Origin of the sequence: Blautia difficilis, from assembly GCF_014297245.1 — a bacterium.
Classification (GTDB): Bacteria; Bacillota; Clostridia; order Lachnospirales; family Lachnospiraceae; genus Blautia_A; species Blautia_A difficilis.
Genome location: NZ_JACOQG010000027.1, coordinates 1 through 23,126 on the forward strand (window position 1 = coordinate 1; position 23,126 = coordinate 23,126).

The following is a 23,126-nucleotide window of genomic DNA, read 5'->3' on the forward strand; positions in this document are numbered from 1 at the left end:
TGTACGAAATTAAAAAAAGTATCTGTAGAATCAGCCTTCTTTGAGGTGGGAAAAAATATCTTCGATGGCTGTGAGGGGCTTACCGTTGAGTGCTATCGCTACACCTATATTTACAATGACCTTAAGGATAATGAAAAAATAAATCTGGTAGTAAGAGAACGTCCCGTAAATGAAGATGGTGATGAGGAAGTAGAGGTCGATAATGTTTCGTATTGGGCTGGTTTTAAGTGGCCCAAACCTTATTATTTTGCTGAAGGACTAAGAGGGGCTGTTTCTGTAAAAAGAGGGCTGTACGGTACACCGGTAACTGAGTTTATAGCGGCAAAAAAAGATATTGAGAGAGTAGAATTTCCGGATACAATACAGAGAATAGGAAGCTTCGATCTGTGCATGTTCCGCTGTACCATGCTTCGTGAACTTATTATTCCGGATTACATTACAAAGATTGATGGAGAGTTTATAGCAAGTGATTGTAAAAATCTGGAATATGTGCATACAGGGAATGGCTATCGCCGCATAGAAGCCAGTGATTACAGTGATTGTCCGAATCTGAAGAAAGTGGAAATAGGAACAGGTGTTGAAGCAATTGATGACGGTGCATTTAAGAATTGCTACAGCTTGAAAGAACTTTATATTCCTTCAAATGTAAAGGAGATATCTGCAACCGCTTTTTGGGGAATTGAAGACAGTATAACGATTATTGGAGAGACGGGTTCTTATGCAGAGACTTATGCTTCTTCCATGGGAATTAAGTTCAGAAGTAACGGGAAGACAGCAGAAACTTCCGTGCTTAAATTGAATAAACCAGTTGTGGCAGGAAATGTAATCAATGTATCTGTCGCCGGAAAAAATACTGATATTATGAAGTATGAATACAGAGTGGATCAGGTTGCAGAAGGTGAGCCATATGAAGGAGAGGATGTGGAGTTACTGATACCTGGTACTTTGATTGCTGCTTGGGAGGAAAGAGTACAAACTTTTGAAACGAAAGATACTGTTGTGAAAATTCCATACATTCTGGAGGCAAGAGATTATTATGTCAGGGTCCGCGGCTTAAAAAAGGACAAAACATGGACGATATGGAGTCCTCCGAAAAAAGCAACGGTTAAAGTAAACACACCGGCTCAGCCGGAAATCGGTAAAGTTACTGTAAATGGTTCAACAGTAACGGTAACTTTGGAGAACAGAGATAAACATGCAGATGCATACGATTATGTATTGGGAGTCGAACCAAAAGAATCCAGTAACGATGGCTTCAGCCAGATTGTTCCAACTATAAAGAAATACGAACTGAAAGACAAGAGTACCATAAATGTTACTTTTAAAAATGTAAAAAAGGGTACTTACTATTTGAGTGTGCGGGGATATTCAAAAGATGGAAATAAGAAGTATTACAGTATTCCATCAAAGATTAAAAAGGTAAATGTTTTTTGCCCTGCAATGGTGAGTGGGGTACAGGTGACAGGAAGAACGGATTCATCCATTACCTGTAAATGGATGTCAGAAAAAATTCGTCCGGATGGTTATGTGGTTTATGTGCAGGACAGTAGAACCGGAAAAAATATCAAACGTGTAATCGTTAAGAATTCATTAACTTCTATGACAGTGAAAGGTCTGGCTGCAGGACAGCGTTATAAGATCATTGTTCGTGCTTACAACCGTATAAACGGAAAGAATTATTATTCGGATTATAATGAAGCTCAGGTAATCTGCTTTACTGCGCCTGGAACACCGTCTTTAAAAGGAAAGGCTGTTTCCGGCCATAAGGTAAGACTTGACTGGAGTGGTGCTTTTGCAGCATATAAGGATGGGGAATGCAGTTATGTGATTTATTATCGTAATGCAAAAGATAAAGGTTATCAGCGTCTGATGAAGTTTACAGACGGTGAGAAGAACTTCATCACAAAGGCTTTAAAGAAAGATAATACCTATTATTTTAAAATGCGTGGAATCGTCCGTGACGAGAATGGAAATTATGCCACGACGGGAGCTTATTCCAATATAGTTAAGGTGATTGTTAAATAGAGAATGTATTTCAGGCACAGTGTTATCACTGTGCCTGTTGCATTGCGTATCTGGTAGCACACATTTCTAATCGGTGCATGTTCGGAATCCGCCCGGTAGTGGGAAGGATATAGCCGAATGCAAGGATATCCATCGTGAGATAGAATCTGAAGGAAGCTGGATGTGGGGAACATACTAACTCATGGGCAAATCTCTGGTCTGACGGACAGAAATCTTATATGAGCTTATGCATGAGGGTAGTGAAGATGAGAACATGCAGATTAAAAGAGATGATTGCAAAACTTAACCAGATACTAACTGATTATTACCATTATTATGGAATTACGGATAATACAGAAAATATAACGGCATTCTGATATAACATCATGAGAAGCCTGTTCTACTGCCTGAACCGGAGAAGCCAGAAGAAAAGCTATAACTAGGTAGAATTCTAAATATGCTGGATAACAGCTATCCACTGGTAAGACCCCGGATATATGTCATTATATACGAATGATAATGATGATAATGTGAACGATTCGTTTCGCAAAGAGCCGGATGCGGGAAAGCCACACGTCCGGAATTCTGTGATGGGTGTACGACCGTAAGGGGTGCACCTACTCGACCTATGAAAGCCAGTATAAGTTAAATTGGCAAATTTGTCTTACTTCTGATTGAATAATATTAATTAAATAAAAATAAATTGTTACGAAACAATTATAAAATAATTGTAAATAAACTAATAATATATTGACATAATGCTTATAAAGTGATATATATATAGTATATTCATATAACACATATGAATTAATAAAGGAGTAAAGGAGGGAAACGATATAAGATATTAAAATCACTTTACTAATGAATGGTAATACTCATATGTTATAAGGTATACTTATGGCCGGAACAATGTCATAGAAGGAATTACGTTTTAGTTGTGGTTCAACACTTGCAGCTGAAGTTGATAATCCAGCATCAGGTTTTACAAATGCTGTAGCTATGGCAAGGATAGGAAGCACAATGTATTTTGCAAAAGTGAGTAGTAAGAGCAAAAGTAAAATATTAAAATCGACTGCATTTCAATCAGACACCATTACATGCGTCTTTAAGTGTGAATGGGAGCGTTAGTCTATATGGAGATATTCCAGAGTGATTTTTAGAAAGGAGCAAAAGTATGTTGAGAAAAAAGTGGGAAAGAACCTTTCTTGTAACGGTACTAGCAATGACAATGTCTTTGACACCTGTTTCTGCATTCGGAAGTGAAGCATTTACAGATGGCGGTGAAGTTGGACAGGCAGACGGGAGTGCAGATTCGTTTGTGGAAGAAGATTTGCTGGAGAATGTTTTTGATGACGGAGTAGGAACAGAATCCGTATCGGAAGTGCCGGATATGACTTCAGAGCCTGTTGTTTCAGCGGAAACAGAGTTGTCTTCGAATCAGTTTGTTTACGAAGGAGTGATATACCGCAAAGATACCGGAAGGGATACCTGTGGAATTGTAGGCTACACAGAGGAAGTGCCTGAGGATCTTACGCTGAAAGAATACGTCAGTGACGGAACGAAAGACTTGTTTGTATACTCTGTAGCAGACAAAGCTTTTCAGAATTGTACGAAATTAAAAAAAGTATCTGTAGAATCAGCCTTCTTTGAGGTGGGAAAAAATATCTTCGATGGCTGTGAGGGGCTTACCGTTGAGTGCTATCGCTACACCTATATTTACAATGATCTTAAGGATAATGAAAAAATAAATCTGGTAGTAAGAGAACGTCCCGTAAATGAAGATGGTGAGGAGGAAGTAGAGGTCGATAATGTTTCGTATTGGGCTGGTATTTTTGAGTGGCACAGCCCTTATTATCATGCCGAAGGATTAAGGGGAAATGTTTCTGTAGAGAGAGGACTGTATGGTACACCGGTAACTATGTTTTCACAGGCAAGAAAAGATATTGAAAAGGTAGAATTCCCAGATACAATACAGGAAATAGGAAGCTATGATTTGTGTATGTTCCGTTGTTCTATGCTTCGTGAGCTTATTATACCAGATCATATTACTGAGATTGATGGGGAGTTTATAGCAAGTGATTGTAAAAATCTGGAATATGTGCATACGGGGAATGGATATCGTCGTATAGGAGCCAGTGATTATAGTGATTGTCCAAAGTTGAAGAAGGTGGAAATAGGAAAAAGTGTTGAGTCAATTGATGACGGTGCATTTAAGAATTGCTACAGCTTAAAAGAACTTTATATTCCTTCAAATGTAAAGGAAATCTCTGCAACCGCTTTCTGGGGGATTGAAAATAGTATTACGATTATTGGAGAAAAAGGTTCTTATGCGGAGGCCTATGCTGATTCAATGGGAATCAATTTCAAGAATAATGGAAAGGTAACAGAAATATCTGTGCTTCAAGTGAACAAACCAGTTGTAGCAGGAAATGTAATCAATGTATCTGTCGCCGGAAAAAATACTGATATTATGAAGTATGAATACAGAGTGGATCAGGTTGCAGAAGGTGAGCCATATGAAGGAGAGGATGTGGAGTTACTGATACCTGGTACTTTGATTGCTACTTGGGAAGAAAGTATACGAACTTTTGAAATGAAGGATGCTGTTGTAGAAATTCCATATCTTTCGGAAGCAGGAGATTATTATATCAGAGTCCGGGGCTTAAAAAAAGATAAAACATGGACAATATGGAGTCCTCCGAAAAAAGCAACGGTTAAAGTAAATACGCCTGTGCTGCCGGAAATCACCAAAGTTACTGTAAAGGGTTCAACAGTAACGGTGACTTTGAAAAACCTGGATAAACATGCATATGCATACGATTATGTACTTGGAATCAAACCGGAAGAAAAATTTCTTTATTATGGTTGGAATGGATTGAAGGTTTCTCAATCTGTTCCGAGTATAAAAAAATACGAGCTGAAAGACAAGAGTACCATAAATGTTACTTTTAAAAATGTAAAGAAGGGTACTTACTATTTGAGTGTGCGGGGATATTCAAAAGATGGAAATAAGAAGTATTACAGTATTCCATCAAAGATTAAAAAGGTAAATGTTTTTCGCCCTGCAATGGTGAGAGGGGTACAGGTGACAGGAAGAACGGATTCATCCATTACCTGTAAATGGATGTCAGAAAAAATTCGTCCGGATGGTTATGTGGTTTATGTGCAGGACAGTAGAACCGGAAAAAATATCAAACGTGTAAACGTTAAGAATTCATTGACTTCTATGACAGTGAAAGGTCTGGCTGCAGGACAGCGTTACAAGATCATTGTTCGTGCCTACAATCGTGTAAACGGAAAGAATTATTATTCGGATTATAGTGAAAGTCAGGTAATCTGCTTTACTGCGCCTGGAACACCGTCTTTGAAAGGAAAGGCTGTTTCCGGCCATAAGGTAAGACTTGACTGGAGTGGCGCTTTTGCAGCATATAAGGATGGGGAATGCAGTTATGTGATTTATTATCGTAATGCAAAAGATAAAGGTTATCAGCGTCTGATGAAGTTTACAGACGGTGATAAGAACTTCATCACAAAGGCTTTAAAGAAAGATAATACCTATTATTTTAAAATGCGTGGAATCGTCCGTGACGAGAATGGAAATTATGCCACGACGGGAGCTTATTCCAATATAGTTAAGGTGATTGTTAAATAGAGAATGTATTTCAGGCACAGTGTTATCACTGTGCCTGTTGCATTGCGTACCTGGTAGCACACATTTCTAATGTGAAAGCGTCTAGGTCATTCAATCAGATATGGAAAGAAAGAGTACGTACGCTGTGAGAGGACGGCGGTTAATCACCGCCTCCTACTCGGTTATAGGAAATTACTCCGTAAGGTTCCTATAACATAAAAAAGCCCTCCGGGCAGGATGCACTGCGACGGAGAGGAATTATAAAAATGTGTGATATAAAACATATTTGACATTCTAAAATGTAATGATAAACATAAATAAACAGAATCGCTATTGATTTTTTGGGATTTGATATGTTAAAGTGTAGAAATGAAAAACAGGCAGAGACAGAAAAAGTAAAAGATGCCTGCGTAATAAGGAGGAGAAGAGAAGTGAGTGGTAATACTATGATCATATTGTCCGCATTTGTAGCCTATCTGTTACTTATGATAGTGATCGGTGTGGTTTATATGAAGAAAACAAATAACTCAGAGGATTATTTTCTGGGAGGCAGAGGGCTGAATGCCTGGGTGGCAGCTCTGTCTGCGCAGGCATCTGATATGAGCGGATGGCTTCTGATGGGGCTTCCGGGTGCTATCTATTCACTGGGAACCGGACAGATCTGGATCGCAGTGGGACTTTTTATCGGAACTGTACTGAACTGGCTGTGTATATCCAGAAGGCTCCGCAGATATACCATAGCAGCCAATAATTCCATGACGATTCCTGCATTTTTTGAAAATCGTTTTCAGGATAAGAAGCGAATCCTGCTTCTGATCTCATCAATTGTAATTGTGGTCTTTTTCCTGGTGTATACGGCATCAGCACTGGCAGCAGGTGGTAAACTGTTTAATACCGTATTTGGAATTGATTATCATATAGCACTGGCAATAGGAGCCGGAGTTATTCTCTGCTATACCTTTATGGGTGGATTTATGGCAGTCTGTGTAACTGATTTTGTACAGGGAACACTGATGCTGATAGGTCTTCTTGTTGTACCGCTGGTTGCTTATTTTATGCTTCCGGGAAATCTGGCGGATCTGCTGAACCAGAGCGGGGCACCGGGAGGATCCGCAGCTTTCCTTAATGCATTTGAGAACGGAGAACGTAATTATACTTTTATTGAGATTTTCTCACAGCTTGCATGGGGACTGGGATATTGTGGAATGCCCCATATCCTTACCCGTTTTATGGCTGTGAAGAGTGAAAAAGAGCTGAAAAAATCCAGTGTGATCGCTATTGTGTGGGATATTCTTTCTCTGTCTGCAGCATGCTTTATCGGTGTGATCGGACGTGCTTACCTGTTACCGGAAGTTCTGGGAACAGAGGGGGCATCTTCCTCTGAAAGTGTGTTTATAGAGATGATCGGGAAACTGTTTTCCAATGACCTTGCACTTCCGTTTATCGGAGGAATTTTCCTCTGTGGTATTTTAGCGGCGATTATGTCCACAGCGGATTCCCAGCTTCTGGTAACTGCATCAGCAGCTTCTGAGGATTTGTATCATCAGTTTGTAAAGAAGGATGCAGATTCCAAAGAGGTTTTAACAGTTGCCAGATTTACAGTTATTATTGTTTCTGTTCTTGCTTTTGTAATTGCCTGGAATCCAAACAGCAGTATTATGGGATTGGTATCAAATGCCTGGGCAGGACTGGGAGCAGCCTTTGGCCCCGTCGTGGTAATGTCTCTGTTCTGGAGACGTACTAATCTGGCAGGAGCTGTGGCAGGAATTGTTTCCGGCGGTCTGACTGTTATTATCTGGGACTACATTCCATTTGTATCCGGACAGACCCTTGGTACCTATACGGGATTATATTCTCTTGCAGTGGGATTTGCAGTAAGTCTGGTAATGATCATTGTCTTCAGTCTTGCAACAAAAGCACCGTCTAAAGAGATCACAGATGTGTTTGATGAAGTGGCTTCTATGAAATAAAGGGCTATCCAATTTTAGAGGAATTTGTTATAATAGCAGTAGCGCGAGAAATTGTGCTGCTGCTTTTTTTACCGAATCAAACTGCGGAGTAGTTATTCGGTTATGAGCAAGTAGCGAAGCGGATGATTTTGTCCGCCTGAATTAAAAAACAAGAAGGTGTATAACATGAAAAAATATGATTATCTGATCGTAGGAGCGGGACTTTTCGGTGCAGTTTTTGCACATGAAGCTACCAAAAAGGGAAAAACCTGTCTGGTTATTGATAAGAGAGGACATATTGGGGGAAATATTTATACGGAAGAGGTAGAGGGAATTCAGGTGCACAGATATGGAGCACATATCTTCCACACTTCCAGAAAGGATGTATGGGAGTATATCAATCAGTTTGCTGAGTTTAATCATTTTGTAAATTCCCCGATTGCTGTTTATAAAGATGAATTATACAATCTTCCTTTTAACATGAATACATTTCATCAGCTGTGGGGGGTAAAGACTCCTGCACAGGCTAAGGCAAAGATCCAGGAGCAGATAGCCAGAATGCATATTACTCATCCTAAAAACCTGGAAGAGCAGGCTCTGGCCCTGGTAGGACAGGATGTATATGAGAAGCTGATAGAGGGATATACACGGAAACAGTGGGGAAGAGAGTGCAAGGATCTGCCATCATTTATTATTAAAAGACTTCCTCTTAGATATACTTATGACAACAATTATTTTAAGGATCCATATCAGGGTATCCCTAAGGGTGGCTACACCCGCATTATCAAAAAAATGCTTGAGGGTGTGCAGGTATGCCTGAATACTGACTTTTTTGCAAATAAAAAGGAACTGATGGATCAGGCTGAAAAGGTTCTTTTTACAGGTATGATCGATGAATTTTATGACTATTGCTATGGTGAACTGGAATACCGTTCCCTGCGTTTTGAGACAGAAACCCTGGAAATGGGTAACTATCAGGGAAATGCTGTGGTCAATTATACAGATTATGAGGTGCCTTATACAAGGATCATTGAGCATAAGCATTTTGAATTTGGAACTCAGCCAAAGACAGTGATCACCAGAGAGTATCCGGCTGCCTGGGAAAAAGGCAGGGAACCTTATTATCCGGTAAATGATCCCAAGAACAGTGAATTATTTGATAAATACGAGCGAAAAGCCCTGGAGGAGAAAAAAGTACTTTTCGGAGGCAGACTGGGTATGTATCGCTATATGGATATGGATCAGGTGATTGAAGAAGCTCTTGCAATGGCAGAAACTGAGCTTGCCTATGAGGAAGAATAAAAAAGACTGAGAATAATAAATATATAAATGAAAACGAAAGGAACAAAGATTTATGGAAGATACACAGCTGATTGCCCTTTATTATAAAGAACATGATCCTATGAAAAGAAAAATGTTTTTGGATCAGTCCATTGCAGCAGGAGAGGACACAGAGGGGAATGCCATTAGAAAGGAACTTTGGGATATTCGCTACAGTGCTGTTTCTGAGACTGGAGATGGACGTGCTGACGGATATTTGGGACTGTGGATGTCTCTGGAATACAACAGGGATGCAGGCAGGAGATTCTTTGGCATGAAAAGTGCAAAAAAAGAAATCGGTAAACATCTGGAAAAATTGAAATTCAGAGAATTTCAGCAGGGAGATGCACTTCGCCAGGAGCTTTTGTACAAAGAATGCTGCCATATGGTGAAAACGTACATGGAATTGTGTGAAAAGGATAAGAATTATAATACCATAATCTGCGGAATTGTTCCCATCGGAGAAAAAGGTGCCAAAAACAAATTACAGATAGATGTTTATGAGACTGCTGTACAGCTTCCTGTAAACCTTGATATGCAGGAAGAACTGGGGATTATTACCAGGGCAGCAAGGGAAGCTTATGAAAAGCATTTTCCGGGTGAAGGTGGACTGGACGCAAAAACAGGTAAATAAAGTTACTGTGAACAGAGGGGGCAGTAATAAAAAATAACTTGGAGGCAGAAATGAACAAAGAGAATTTGACAGCATATGAAGTGATAATGGAGGAAAATCTTACAGATATTCATTCCAGGGGATGGCTGCTTCGCCATAAAAAAACCGGCGCAAGAGTTATGCTGATCGAGAATGATGATGAGAATAAAGTATTTAATATCGCATTTCGCACACCACCTAAGGACAGCACAGGTGTGGCACACATCCTGGAGCACAGTGTGCTCTGCGGATCCAGGGAGTTTCCATTAAAGGATCCTTTTGTGGAACTGGTAAAGGGTTCTCTGAACACATTCCTGAATGCCATGACTTATCCGGATAAAACCTGCTATCCTGTAGCAAGCTGTAATGATCAGGATTTTCAGAATCTGATGCATGTTTATCTGGATGCGGTATTCTATCCGAATATTTATAAGAGAGAAGAGATTTTCCGTCAGGAAGGCTGGAACTATCATCTGGAACAGCCGGAAGGACCTCTGAAATATAATGGTGTTGTATACAATGAGATGAAGGGGGCATTTTCTTCTCCGGATGAGGTTCTGGAGCGTGAGATCATGAACCATCTCTTTCCTGATACCACTTATGGCTGTGAGTCAGGCGGTGATCCGAAAAATATCCCGGATCTTACCTATGAGGATTTCCTGAATTTCCACAAAACCTATTATCATCCGTCCAACAGTTATATTTATCTCTATGGAAATATGGATATGGATGAGAAGCTTAACTTCCTTGATGAGCATTACCTGTCTCATTTTGAATACCTGGATGTGGATTCTGTGATCCGGGAACAGAGGGCATTTGATGAATGCCGGGATGTGACTCTGGAGTATCCTATTGCAGAGAATGAGGGAGAAGAGGATAATACCTATCTTTCTTATAATATGATCGCCGGAAATGCCGGGGACAGCCAGATGGCAATGGCATTTGAAGTCCTTGACTATGCTCTTTTAAGTGCACCGGGAGCACCGCTGAAGCAGGCACTTTTGGATGCAAAGCTGGGCAAGGATGTCTATGGCTCTTATGATGACGGAATTCTTCAGCCATATTTTACAGTGATCGCAAAGGGATCCAATCCTGACAAAAAAGAAGAGTTCGTATCTGTGATCAGACAGGTACTTGGAAATATTGTTAAGAATGGAATTGATAAAAAAGCAGTGGAAGCGGGAATCAATTATTTTGAATTCCGTTACCGTGAGGCAGACTTCTCCTCTTATCCAAAGGGACTGATGTACAGTCTTGATATTTTGGGAGACTGGCTGTATGAGAGTAAAGCTCCTTTTGCACAGGTGCAGATGCTCAGGGTATTTGAGAATCTGAAGAAAGCAGTAAATGAAGGATACTTTGAAGAGCTGATCCGCAGATATCTTCTTGAGAATTCTCATGGCTGCATTCTTACTCTTGTGCCAAAGAAGGGACTGGCAGCTCAGCGTGAGAAAGAGCTGGAAGAGAAACTGGAAGTATACAGAAGCAGCCTTTCTGAAGAAGAGCTGAATACAATGGTTGAGAAGACCAAAGCATTGGAAGCATACCAGGAATCTGAGGAGGATCCGGAAGCACTGGAATGTATTCCTATGTTAAAGAGAAGTGATATTAAGAAAGAGGCCGGGAACTTTGTAAATGAAGAATTATCTGTAGATGACAGCCTGTTCCTTTATCATGAGGTATGTACAAATGGTATCGGATATGTAGATCTGATGTTTAAGACGGACAGTATTGCACCGGAACAGATCCCTTATCTGGGACTGCTGAAATCTGTGCTGGGATATGTGGATACAAAGGAGCACACATACGGAGAGCTGTTCAATGAGATCAATGCCAATACAGGCGGTATCAACTGCGGAGTAGAGGTTTTTGACAGAGCTGATTCAACAGAAGAGTTTCAGGCTATGTTCTCTGTAAGGGGAAAGGCGCTTTATACAAAACTGGATTTTCTTTTCAAAATGATCCAGGAGATCCTGAACAGTTCAAAACTGGAAGATACAAAACGTCTCTATGAGATTATTGCGTCTGTGAAATCCCGTGCTCAGGTAAATCTGACAGGTGCAGGACATTCCACTGCTGTGCTGAGAGCGACAGCATATTCTTCACCTATGGCTGCATTTCAGGATGAGATGGCAGGAATCGGATATTATCAGTTTATCGAGAAGCTGGAGAAAGATTTTGACCAGAGAAAAGAAGAAACTGTAGAAGAACTTCGCAGACTGATGAAGGAGATCCTTCGTCCTGAGAACTTTATAATCAGCTATACAGGAGAGAAGGAATCACTGGAAACTGTTAAGAAGCTGGCATTCTCTGTAAAAGAGGGACTTTGCACAGATCCTGTGGAGAGATCACAGGACAAACTGACCTGCACAAAGAAGAACGAAGGCTTTAAGACTTCAGGACAGGTCCAGTATGTGGCCCAGACTGGTAACTTTAAGAAAAAAGGTCTGGAATATACAGGTGCACTGGAAATTCTGAAAGTTATCTTAAGTTATGACTATCTGTGGATCAATCTGCGTGTAAAAGGCGGCGCATATGGCTGTATGAGCGGATTTAAGAGAAATGGAGAGAGCTATCTGGTGTCCTACCGTGATCCTCATCTGAAACGTACGCTGGATGTATATAAGGGAATTCCGGAGTATATCCGAGGTTTCCAGGCAGATGAAAGAGAGATGACAAAATATATCATCGGTACTATCAGTGGCAAGGATGTGCCCAAAACACCTCAGATGAAAGGCTCTGTTTCAAAGACAGCCTATTTCTGCGGTGTGACAGAAGAGATGATCCAGAAAGAGAGAGATCAGATCCTGAATGCATCTGTGGAGGATATCCATGGGCTGGCTGAGATCATAGAAGCAGTTCTGGCAGCAGACCAGATCTGTGTTGTAGGAAGCGAGAGCAAGGTATCTGAGGCTTCTGATGTATTGATGGAAGTGAAATCACTGGTCAACTGTTGAGAGTAAACATGATATTATGTTGCAGATATAGATGGAAAAGTAATAATTTATAAGGAAAAGAACAAAATGAACGAAAATTTTAAATCCGGATTTGTAGCGATCATCGGACGCCCAAATGTAGGAAAGTCTACTCTGATGAATCACCTGATCGGTCAGAAGATTGCCATTACATCCAAGAAACCACAGACAACCAGAAACCGTATCCAGACAGTCTATACCTGTGATGAAGGACAGATTGTATTTCTTGATACCCCGGGTATCCATAAAGCAAAAAACAAGCTGGGAGAATATATGGTCCAGGTGGCAGAACGAACACTGAAGGAAGTGGATGCCATTATGTGGCTGGTGGAGCCAAGTACCTTTATCGGAGCCGGGGAGAGACATATAGCAGAACAGCTTCAGGGAATCGGAGTACCTGTGATCCTGATCATCAATAAGATCGATACAGTATCTAAAGAGGAAATACTTCCTGCTATTGATACCTACCGTAAGGTATGCGATTTTGCAGAGATCATTCCATGTTCCGCACTGCGGGGACAGAATACCCAGGATATTATTGGCTGTATCCTGAAATATCTTCCATATGGACCAATGTTTTATGATGAGGATACGGTCACAGATCAGCCTCAGCGCCAGATCGTGGCTGAGGTCATCCGTGAGAAGGCTCTTCATGCCCTAGATGCAGAGATTCCCCACGGGATCGCAGTTGCCATTGATCAGATGAAAACACGTCCCGGAAAAAATTCGATCGTGGATATTGATGCGACTATCATCTGCGAGAGAGAGTCTCATAAGGGAATCATCATCGGCAAACAGGGTGCCATGCTGAAAAAAATCGGAAGCAATGCAAGATATGAGATTGAGCGGATGCTGGAATCAAAGGTTAATCTGAAGCTTTGGGTAAAGGTAAAAAAGGACTGGAGGGACAGTGATTTCCTTATCAAGAACTTCGGATATGACAAAAAAGAAATCTGAGAATATGTAAGGATAAATCAATGAGTGATCTGATAACCGTGCAGGGAGTGGTACTTTCAGCCATGCCTGTGGGAGAATATGACAAGCGGATTGTTCTTCTCACAAGAGAGAGAGGAAAAATTTCTGCTTTTGCAAAAGGCGCACGCCGCCCGAACAGCCCTTTTCTGGCAGCTGCAACTCCCTTTGTTTTTGGTATTTTTACTCTTTATGAGGGCAGGACAAGCTACAATCTGAATCAGGTATCTATCACTCATCATTTTGCAGAACTGGCAGAAAAACAGCCGGGTATCTATTATGGTTTCTATTTCCTGGAACTGGCAGACTATTTTGGACAGGAAGGAACCGATGAGAAGGATGCCATGAATTTGTTGTATGTGACGGTGAAAGCCCTTTTGAATCCACACATTGAGGACCGGCTGATTCGCTGTATTTTTGAATTGAGGATGATGGTTGTTCAGGGAGTGGGTCCCTCTCTTTTTAACTGTACAGGCTGTGGAAAACAGCCTGGAGAAGAAGAGAAACTTTTCTTTTCTCAGGAGGCACATGGGATATTGTGCAAGGAATGTCTGAGACAGGTGAAAGATGGGGGAAGAATCTCTCAGTCAGCCCTTTATGTCATGCGGTATGCTGCAGTGGCAGACCTGGGAAAACTCTATACCTTCACTGTGAAGGAGGAAGTACTGGCGGAATTAGAGCGTTTCATACATAAATATATAGCGAAAAATACAGATAAAAAGTTCAAAAGCCTTGAAATTCTGGAAATAATGAGTTGAGAAACCTTGCAAAAGAAAAGAGATACAGCTATAATAGCGTTAGTCATATAAATAAAAGACGAGGAGAATAGTCATGGAAAAAACAATGGACAAAATCATTGCTCTGGCAAAAGCAAGAGGATTTGTTTACCCGGGTTCTGAAATTTATGGTGGTCTTGCAAATACATGGGACTATGGTAATCTGGGCGTAGAGTTAAAAAATAATGTAAAGCGTGCATGGTGGCAGAAATTTATTCAGGAATCCCCATACAATGTAGGTGTTGACTGTGCAATCCTGATGAACCCACAGACATGGGTGGCTTCCGGACATCTGGGAAGCTTTTCTGATCCACTGATGGACTGTAAGGAATGTCATGAACGTTTCCGTGCAGACAAGATCATTGAGGACTTCAGCCAGGAGAATGGCATTGAACTTGAGAGCTCTGTAGATGGATGGTCTCAGGAAGAGATGATGAACTTCATCAAAGATCACAATGTACCATGTCCTACATGCGGCAAACATAATTTTACAGATATCCGTCAGTTTAACCTGATGTTCAAAACTTTCCAGGGCGTTACTGAGGATGCTAAGAATACAGTGTATTTAAGACCTGAGACAGCACAGGGTATTTTCGTAAACTTTAAGAATGTTCAGAGAACATCCCGTAAGAAAATCCCATTTGGTATCGGTCAGATCGGTAAATCCTTCCGTAATGAGATCACACCGGGTAACTTCACATTCCGTACACGTGAATTTGAGCAGATGGAGCTTGAGTTCTTCTGCGAGCCGGATACAGACCTTGAGTGGTTTGCATACTGGAAGAACTTCTGCCTGAACTGGTTACATTCTCTTGGATTGAAGGATGAAGAAGTTCGTTATCGTGACCATGATGCAGAAGAATTAAGCTTCTACAGCAAAGCTACCACTGACGTAGAGTTCTTGTTCCCATTCGGATGGGGCGAGCTTTGGGGAATCGCTGACAGAACAGACTATGACCTGACACAGCATCAGAACGTATCAGGACAGGATCTGACATACTTTGACGATGAGAAGAAACAGAAATACATTCCATATGTAATCGAGCCGTCACTTGGAGCTGACCGTGTGGTACTGGCATTCCTGTGCAGCGCATATGACGAAGAAGTTCTGGATGCAGAGAAGAATGATGTTCGTACAGTTCTTCATTTCCATCCTGCACTTGCACCTGTTAAGATTGGTGTGCTTCCTCTTTCCAAGAAGCTTAATGAGGGCGCAGAGAAGATCTATCAGCAGTTAAGCAAGAAATATAACTGTGAATATGATGACCGTGGAAATATCGGTAAACGTTACAGAAGACAGGATGAGATCGGTACTCCGTTCTGTGTAACTTATGATTTTGAGTCCGAAAATGACGGAGCAGTTACAATCCGTGACCGTGATACTATGGAGCAGGTTCGTGTGAAGATCGATGAACTGGATGCATATTTCGCAGACAAATTTACATTCTAATTGATTTAGGGAGTAATTTGTGGGTACACCAGATTAGGTACTTTACTGCTTTTAAGTCTGGAATATTAATTTTTGTAAAGATGCTATAATAAAAGACAAAGATGTCGCTGAATCAAAATATAATGATCAGCGGCATCTTTGTTTTTGATGATTTTTATGAAAAATTGTGGCGATATTAGTCTTTCTGAGCTTTTTGACGGGCAAGTTTCTCAACAATATCAATACATGCATCAAAGCCTAAAGTTCCGGTATCCAGACACAGATCGTAGTCGCGGTATGTACCAAGATTATGTTTCGTATATGTCTTAAAGTAGGTTTCACGCATATCATCTATTTTATTCAGGTATTTTCGCGGATCTTCCTTTCCGCTTAAGCCTAACCTGCGGACATGTTCTGTACGAAAATCAACATCTGCATGAAGAAAGACATCCAGACTTGGGATTCCGGCCTCGCGCAGGATCAGATTGGAACAACGTCCGATCAGGATGCAGTCTTGCTGTGCAAGGTGGAGAACCAGTTCTTTCTGTGCGCGGAAAATGGCATCATGGGAGCTGGAATAGTTCATGGAATTTCCAAGAAAGTTGTCCAGAAGTCTGGCGCTCCGGCTTAAATTTTCACCTTCACGTTCAATATCTTCTTCAGAATATCCGCTTCTGGAAGCAGTTTCTTTTACAAAATCTTTATCATAATAAGGGATGCCCAGTCGTTCTGAGAGCACTTTTGCAATGCTGTGTCCGCCGGCACCGAATTCACGACTGATCGTGATGACTGGATATATTTTTTTAGCCATAATAGTTACCTCCATCAGGTTAAGTTTGTATATTATTTGTTACTGATAACGGAGTGAACAGTAACTCTTAGTTTCATTGTAACGTTTTTTGTGCCAGTCTTCAATAAATATTTTCATTTTTAAATAAATATGATATAATATTTTGACATGTTTATATAATTTGAAAGAAGGAGATGAATCTATGCGAAAAAAAGAGCTTATCGGAAGCAAAAGAAAATCAGGCAGACTCATTGGCCTGGTTGTGTCTCTGGCTCTTGCAGTCAGTCTTTTGAGTGGCTGTGGACAGGGTAAAACCCGCCTGACATTCGGTACCGGAGGTACGGCAGGTACCTATTATTCTTATGGTGGTGTAATTGCCCAGTATATTACGAATAACACAGATGTGAAGGTTACAGCTGTTTCTACTGGTGGATCAAAGGCAAATCTGCAGTCTGTTCAGGACGGGGATTTTCAGCTTGGATTTGTACAGTCTGATGTTATGGCTTACGCATGGAATGGCGTAAGAGCCTTTGAGCAGGATGGTGCGACTCACGATTTCAGAACTTTGGGTGGTCTTTATGCTGAGACAGTTCAGTTGTTCACCATGGATCCTGATATTAAAACAGTAGCGGATCTGAAGGGAAAGAGCGTATCAATCGGTGCAGCAAACTCAGGTGTGTATTTTAATGCACTGGATGTGTTAAATGCAGGAGGTATTACTCTTGATGACATTCATCCACAGTATCTTTCCTTTGAAGACAGTAAGGAGTCATTAAAGGATGGAAAGATTGATGCTGCATTTATTGTTGCAGGAGCACCTACAACAGCAATTACAGAGCTTGCAACAACGAATGGAGTATATCTGATCAACATTGACGGAGATATTCGTGAATCTATTCTAAATGATTGTCCATACTATACCACTTATCAGATTCCGGCAGGTACTTACCCGGGACAGGATGAACCGGTAGAGACAATCACCGTTAAGGCAACAATTGTTGTATCTGAGAATCTGGACGATGATACAGTGTATGATATGACGGCTGCTATTTTTGACCATGCAGATGAGATTGCATCCGAGAATGCAAAGGGAGAGGAGCTTTCCTTGGAGAATGCCACTACAGGTATGACGATACCGTTCCATGAAGGTGCTGCACGTTATTATGCAGAGCATGGAATTACAGTTGACACGAAAGGGGAATAACCGGTATGAAAGAATATAACAGTAAAAAAGTAAATACATCTCCGGTGGGACAGTCAGAGTCTGAGGGAGCTGATGTAGATGCGGTTATGAAAAAATATGACCGTGAGTCTAATATCCGTATATGGACAGGAAAATATAAGATTGCTATCCGCGGAATTCTCATCGCCTTCTCACTGTGGTGTATCTATGTAACACTTTTTGCAACCTTCCTGGAAGAAATTCGACTGACTTCTTTCCTGGGACTGATCGTTCTGATCGGGTTTCTGACTTATCCTGCAAAGAAGGGTGACATCAGAGAGAATTATATGCCGATAAGCGATATTATTTTTATGCTGCTTGGCACAGGAGCGTTTCTGTATTTCACTTTTAGTGCGAATAAAATTATTAATCAGGGTACCAGATTTGAAACCTATCAGATTATCATCGGCATTATTGGCATTCTGGCACTTGTTGAGCTTACCAGACGTTGTGTTGGTTTGCCAATCCTGATTGTAGCCGGCTTTTTCCTGATCTATGCCCTGGCTGTAGGACTTACAAACCCGGCGTTTTTTGGCAGGGTGAAATTCCTGGTACGTAACCTTTTTTATACAAAAGAGGGTATTTTTTCCACACCTGTAAATGTATGCTCTAAGTATATTGTAGTGTTTATTATTTTTGGTGCGTTCCTGGAGAGAACAGGAATCTCTAATTTCTTTATCCAGCTTGCAAACTGCGTGGCTGGAAAATATGCAGGTGGTCCTGCGAAGGTAGCAGTTATCAGTTCTGCTCTTTGCGGAATGGTTTCTGGTTCTTCTGTAGGTAATACAGTTACCACAGGTTCTGTTACTATCCCTATGATGAAAGAAACTGGATATAAGTCGGAGTTTGCAGGTGCAGTAGAAGCGGCTTCTTCTACAGGTGGACAGATTATGCCGCCGATTATGGGAGCTGCTGCATTCCTTATGGCTGATTTTATAGGAGTACCCTATTCACAGATCATTGTCAGGGCAATCCTGCCGGCATTGCTGTATTTCACAGGAATCTTTATTGCAGTTCATCTGGAAGCTAAGAAGCTGGGCCTCTCCGGTATTCCGAAAGAAGAACTTCCTGTATTTAAGATTCTGATCCGTAAGATTTATCTGTTATTACCGTTGGTTATGCTGGTTATCTGGGTATCAGGAAACTATATGACCATGCAGAAAGCAGCAAGCTATGCAATCGTTCTTTCTATTATAGTAAGTCTGTTTGATAAAGAGAACAGAATCAGTGTTTCCAAGTGTCTTGATGCTTTGGAAGCAGGTGGCAGAGGCGTTATTTCTGTAGCTGTGGCCTGCGGTGTTGCAGGTATCATTTCCGGTTCCATTACTATGACAGGCCTTGCGAATGACCTGATTAACGGAATTATCAGTGTTGCAAACGGAAAACTGATCATTGCGCTTCTTTTGACAATGCTTTGCTGTATTGTTCTTGGTATGGGTGTTCCGACTACTGCAAACTACTGTATCATGGCAGCAACCTGCGCACCGATTCTGGTACGTATGGGAGTGCCGATTATGGCAGCCCACTTCTTTGTATTTTACTTCGGTATTGTAGCAGATATTACACCTCCGGTAGCACTTGCTGCTTATGCAGGTTCTGCCATTGCAAAATCGAACCCAATGAAGACTGCGTTTACAGCTTCGAAACTGGCGATTGCAGTATTTATTGTACCTTATGTATTCTGCTTTAATCCGTCCATGCTTCTGATCGATACCACTGCTGTCAGTGTAGTTCAGATCTTTATTACTTCACTGATCGGTGTATTTGGTCTGTCAGCGTCACTGGAAGGATATCTGTTTACGAAGATGCCTGCAATTGTCCGCGTTATGCTGGCTGTAGGAGGACTGATGCTTATCAATCCAACGCTTATGACGGATATTTTGGGACTGCTTCTGATCGTTGCCGGATGTGCATGGCAGAAAATACAGCAGAACAAAACGAAAGCAGTGTCCTAAGAGATAAAATTCCGATTGCTTTAATGTGGAAATCAGTAGAGGAATGTTGTTATCCATGTTTTTCTCTATTCTGGTCATGGGCATGGACTCACTTCTGGGCATGATGCGTGCCATGAGCAATAGTCTTGGTGATGTGGCAGCATCCCTGATCGTTGCAAAATCAGAGAAAATACTGGATATGGAAAAATATATGGAGCGCAGCAGAGAAAAAGAATAGCAGAAGAAAACAGAAAAAGAGTATTAAAAAATACAGCTGACAATCGGTATAATATATGCCGGCTGCCAGCTGATTTTTTATGTTATAGGAAATTACTCCGTCTTGTTAGAAATCCAGTTCTTTTAGATAACGTCCCAGTGCATCCTGCCAGGTTGGAAGAGGAGTGAAGCCATTGGCTGTCAGCTTGCTCTTATCCAGGCGGCTGTTAAATGGGCGTGCTGCTTTGGAAACTCCATACTCTGCAGTTGTGACGGAGTTTACTGTCATGTTTTCCGGGAGATATTCCGGGTGTCCCATGGTAGCGGCCTGACGGAAGATTTCTTTTGTGAAATCATACCAGCTGATATATCCGCCCTCATTGGTTGCATGATAATAACCGTATTTTTCAGTTTCAATCATATCTACCAGAAGTCTTGCCAGATCATAGGTATAAGTAGGTGTACCGATCTGATCATTGACTACGGAAAGAGTATCATGTGTTTTTCCCAGATTGATCATGGTTTTGATAAAGTTCTTGCCATTTTTGCCGAATACCCATGCAATACGGACGATAAAGAATTTATCAACAGTACCGGATACGGCAAGTTCACCGTCCAGCTTTGTCTGTCCATAGACATTTAATGGGTTATAGTCCTTGCAGTCAGGCTCCCATGGAGTGGTTCCCTGACCATCGAATACATAGTCAGTGGACAGATACAGCATTTTGATGTTAAGTTCTTTGCACACATCAGCGATGTTCTGAGTTCCGGTTACATTTACCAGACGAACTTTCGGCTGATTTTCTTCATCCTCAGCAGCATCTACAGCTGTCCATGCAGCACAGTGGATTACTGCATCCACTTTTGCTTCTTTGATAACTTTTTCCACAGATGACTTATCTGTGATATCCATCTGTACGTAAGGCATGGTTGTGACAGCAGTGCTGTCTGCAATTCCGCTGTAGGAAGGAGCAATGTCGCTTCCCACACCTTCATAGCCTCGTTTCGCAAGTTCATTCATAACATCATGTCCAAGCTGACCGCCTACACCTGTTACAAAAACTCTCATAAATTATGCCTCCCCACGGTTTGCGTACATTTTCTCATAATAGTTCTGATATTCACCGGAGATGATGGTTTCCCACCATTCTTTGTTATCCAGATACCATTTGATGGTCTTCTTGATACCGTCTGCAAATTTTGTTTCCGGTAACCAGCCAAGTTCGTTGTGGATCTTGGTGGGGTCGATGGCATAGCGCATATCATGACCTTTACGGTCTGCTACATAGGTGATCAGACTTTCAGGCTTGCCAAGCTCTTTACAGATAATCTTAACAATATCAATGTTTGTCATTTCGTTGTGACCACCTACATTGTAAACTTCCCCTACACGTCCTTTGTGGATGATCAGGTCGATGGCGCGGCAGTGATCCTCTACATACAGCCAGTCACGGACATTTTCACCCTTTCCGTAAACAGGAAGTGGTTTGTCATTTAAGGCATTGGCGATCATTAACGGAATCAGTTTTTCCGGGAAATGATATGGGCCGTAGTTGTTGGAACAGCGGCTGATGGTTACAGGCAGTCCGTAAGTTCTGTGGTAAGCCAGAACCAGAAGGTCTGCAGAAGCTTTGGAAGAGCTGTAAGGGCTGCTTGTATGGATGGGAGTTTCCTCTGTAAAGAACAGGTCAGGTCTGTCTAATGGAAGATCTCCGTAAACTTCATCAGTGGATACCTGATGATAACGTTTGATACCATATTTGCGGCATGCGTCCATAAGAACAGCAGTGCCGATAATATTTGTGGTAAGGAACACTTCTGGATTTTCGATGGAACGGTCTACATGGCTCTCAGCTGCAAAGTTAACAACCATATCAGGATGTTCTTCTTCAAAAAGTTTGTAAACTGCCTCACGGTCTGTGATGCTTTCTTTTACAAAACGGAAGTTAGGATTGTCCATAACAGGTGCAAGAGTGGAAAGGTTTCCTGCATAGGTAAGACAGTCCAGACAGATGATGCGGTAATCCGGGTATTTTTTTAACATGTGAAAAATAAAGTTGCTTCCGATAAATCCGGCACCGCCGGTTACGATAATGTTCATTAAAATTCTCCTTTGATTTTGAAATTATAATTGCATCTTCTGCTGTAATCTGTCAGAAACAGAATTGCTGACAGATTACGGGAAGAAGGGATTGATATAGTTCAATTTCTGTTTAACTGAAAAAAATGCGGCAAAATCAGAAAACAGATTCTGAATCAGTGAAGTACGTCTAAATATTTACCATCCAGAACGTCTTTTAAATACTGACCATACTGGTTTTTCTTCAGTACCTCATAAACCTTCAGTACATCATCTTCTGTAATCCAGCCATTAAGATATGCAATCTCTTCCAGACATCCGATTTTACGGTGCTGGTGGCTCTCCATTGTTTTTACAAAGTTGGTAGCTTCCACAAGACTTTCATGTGTACCGGTATCCAGCCATGTGAATCCCTGTCCGAGAAGCTCTACGTTTAATTCGCCCTTTTCCAGATAGATGCGGTTCAGGTCTGTGATCTCAAGTTCGCCTCTGGCGCTTGGTTTCAGATTTTTTGCATACTCTACGACGCGATTGTCATAGAAGTATAAACCTGTGACACAGTAGTTGCTCTTCGGATGCTCCGGTTTCTCTTCAATTGAGATAGCCTTGCCTTCATGGTCAAATTCTACAATACCGAATCTCTCCGGATCATCTACATAGTATCCGAAAACAGTAGCACCTTCGCCGGATTCTGCGTTCTTTACAGCAGCTTTCAGTCTTTTCTTCAGTCCATGTCCTGCGAAGATATTATCGCCGAGAACCATGGCAACTGTATCATCACCGATAAATTCCTCGCCGATGATAAATGCCTGTGCAAGTCCGTCCGGGCTTGGCTGTACAGCGTAGGTAAGGTGAACACCAAACTGATGTCCGTCACCCAGAAGCTCCTCAAAACGAGGGGTATCCTGTGGAGTGGAGATGATCAGGATGTCACGGATTCCTGCGTTCATCAGTACAGACATTGGATAGTAGATCATTGGTTTATCATAGATGGGTAAAAGCTGCTTTGATGTTACCATTGTGAGCGGGTAAAGGCGTGTGCCGGAGCCGCCTGCTAAAATAATACCTTTCATGAGTAGTCTCCTTTTTCCTTGTCAGTACAGCTGTTCATATACAGGGCTGCACTGGATGTATATAGCTTTCTGTGTTACCGGAGATTTCCCAACTTTCTCCGGT

The 23,126-nt window shown here is 41.5% G+C and carries 16 protein-coding genes; 12 read left to right on the forward strand and 4 right to left on the reverse strand.

What is annotated here, in order from left to right:
• From H8Z82_RS13650 to H8Z82_RS13690, 9 genes are all read left to right on the forward strand, one after another.
• On the forward strand, window positions 1-2,025 hold a 2,025-nt coding region (locus H8Z82_RS13650), incomplete at its 5' end, for a leucine-rich repeat protein (RefSeq protein ID WP_186995406.1).
• Between the two features lie 1,153 nt (window positions 2,026-3,178).
• On the forward strand, window positions 3,179-5,656 hold the full coding sequence (locus tag H8Z82_RS13655; protein ID WP_186995407.1) for a leucine-rich repeat protein: 2,478 nt from the start codon (window positions 3,179-3,181) through the stop codon (window positions 5,654-5,656).
• 332 nt (window positions 5,657-5,988) lie between these two features.
• The gene (gene putP / locus H8Z82_RS13660; protein ID WP_330607977.1) at window positions 5,989-7,605 is read left to right on the forward strand and encodes a sodium/proline symporter PutP; all 1,617 of its coding nucleotides are present in this window, start codon (window positions 5,989-5,991) and stop codon (window positions 7,603-7,605) included.
• Between the two features lie 165 nt (window positions 7,606-7,770).
• On the forward strand, window positions 7,771-8,886 hold the full coding sequence (glf, locus tag H8Z82_RS13665; protein WP_173743451.1) for a UDP-galactopyranose mutase: 1,116 nt from the start codon (window positions 7,771-7,773) through the stop codon (window positions 8,884-8,886).
• A 52-nt stretch (window positions 8,887-8,938) separates the two neighbouring features.
• On the forward strand, window positions 8,939-9,538 hold the full coding sequence (locus H8Z82_RS13670) for a DUF6553 family protein (RefSeq protein WP_186995409.1): 600 nt from the start codon (window positions 8,939-8,941) through the stop codon (window positions 9,536-9,538).
• Window positions 9,539-9,588: 50 nt separating this feature from the next.
• Complete coding sequence (locus tag H8Z82_RS13675; protein WP_186995410.1) at window positions 9,589-12,513, forward strand: insulinase family protein; 2,925 nt, start codon at window positions 9,589-9,591, stop codon at window positions 12,511-12,513.
• 66 nt (window positions 12,514-12,579) lie between these two features.
• On the forward strand, window positions 12,580-13,488 hold the full coding sequence (gene era, locus H8Z82_RS13680) for a GTPase Era (protein ID WP_186995411.1): 909 nt from the start codon (window positions 12,580-12,582) through the stop codon (window positions 13,486-13,488).
• A 20-nt stretch (window positions 13,489-13,508) separates the two neighbouring features.
• Complete coding sequence (gene recO, locus H8Z82_RS13685) at window positions 13,509-14,261, forward strand: DNA repair protein RecO (RefSeq protein ID WP_186995412.1); 753 nt, start codon at window positions 13,509-13,511, stop codon at window positions 14,259-14,261.
• Between the two features lie 73 nt (window positions 14,262-14,334).
• Entirely contained in the window at window positions 14,335-15,729 is a 1,395-nt protein-coding gene (locus H8Z82_RS13690; RefSeq protein WP_022380971.1) for a glycine--tRNA ligase, read from the forward strand.
• A gap of 175 nt (window positions 15,730-15,904) precedes the next feature.
• Here the strand turns inward: H8Z82_RS13690 and H8Z82_RS13695 are convergent, their stop codons facing one another.
• Window positions 15,905-16,519: a cytidylate kinase-like family protein gene (locus H8Z82_RS13695; RefSeq protein WP_186995413.1), complete on the reverse strand. Its 615-nt coding sequence runs from the start codon at window positions 16,517-16,519 to the stop codon at window positions 15,905-15,907.
• A 181-nt stretch (window positions 16,520-16,700) separates the two neighbouring features.
• Here H8Z82_RS13695 and H8Z82_RS13700 point away from each other — a divergent pair, with 181 nt between their 5' ends.
• From H8Z82_RS13700 to H8Z82_RS13710, 3 genes are read left to right on the forward strand one after another with little or no spacing between them, the layout of a single operon-like run.
• Window positions 16,701-17,702, forward strand: coding sequence for a TAXI family TRAP transporter solute-binding subunit (locus tag H8Z82_RS13700; RefSeq protein ID WP_019161138.1), 1,002 nt, complete (start codon window positions 16,701-16,703; stop codon window positions 17,700-17,702).
• Window positions 17,703-17,707: 5 nt separating this feature from the next.
• Complete coding sequence (locus H8Z82_RS13705) at window positions 17,708-19,675, forward strand: TRAP transporter permease (protein ID WP_019161139.1); 1,968 nt, start codon at window positions 17,708-17,710, stop codon at window positions 19,673-19,675.
• Between the two features lie 25 nt (window positions 19,676-19,700).
• Complete coding sequence (locus H8Z82_RS13710; protein WP_207724680.1) at window positions 19,701-19,892, forward strand: hypothetical protein; 192 nt, start codon at window positions 19,701-19,703, stop codon at window positions 19,890-19,892.
• A 105-nt stretch (window positions 19,893-19,997) separates the two neighbouring features.
• Here the strand turns inward: H8Z82_RS13710 and rfbD are convergent, their stop codons facing one another.
• The 3 genes from rfbD to rfbA form a co-directional block, all read right to left on the reverse strand.
• Window positions 19,998-20,939, reverse strand: a complete 942-nt coding sequence (gene rfbD / locus H8Z82_RS13715) for a dTDP-4-dehydrorhamnose reductase (RefSeq protein WP_186995415.1) — start codon at window positions 20,937-20,939, stop codon at window positions 19,998-20,000.
• Window positions 20,940-20,942: 3 nt separating this feature from the next.
• Window positions 20,943-21,971: a dTDP-glucose 4,6-dehydratase gene (gene rfbB / locus H8Z82_RS13720; protein ID WP_173743444.1), complete on the reverse strand. Its 1,029-nt coding sequence runs from the start codon at window positions 21,969-21,971 to the stop codon at window positions 20,943-20,945.
• 155 nt (window positions 21,972-22,126) lie between these two features.
• A complete protein-coding gene (rfbA, locus tag H8Z82_RS13725; protein WP_019161143.1) occupies window positions 22,127-23,023 on the reverse strand; it encodes a glucose-1-phosphate thymidylyltransferase RfbA in 897 nt (298 codons plus the stop codon).
• Window positions 23,024-23,126 lie beyond the last annotated feature (103 nt).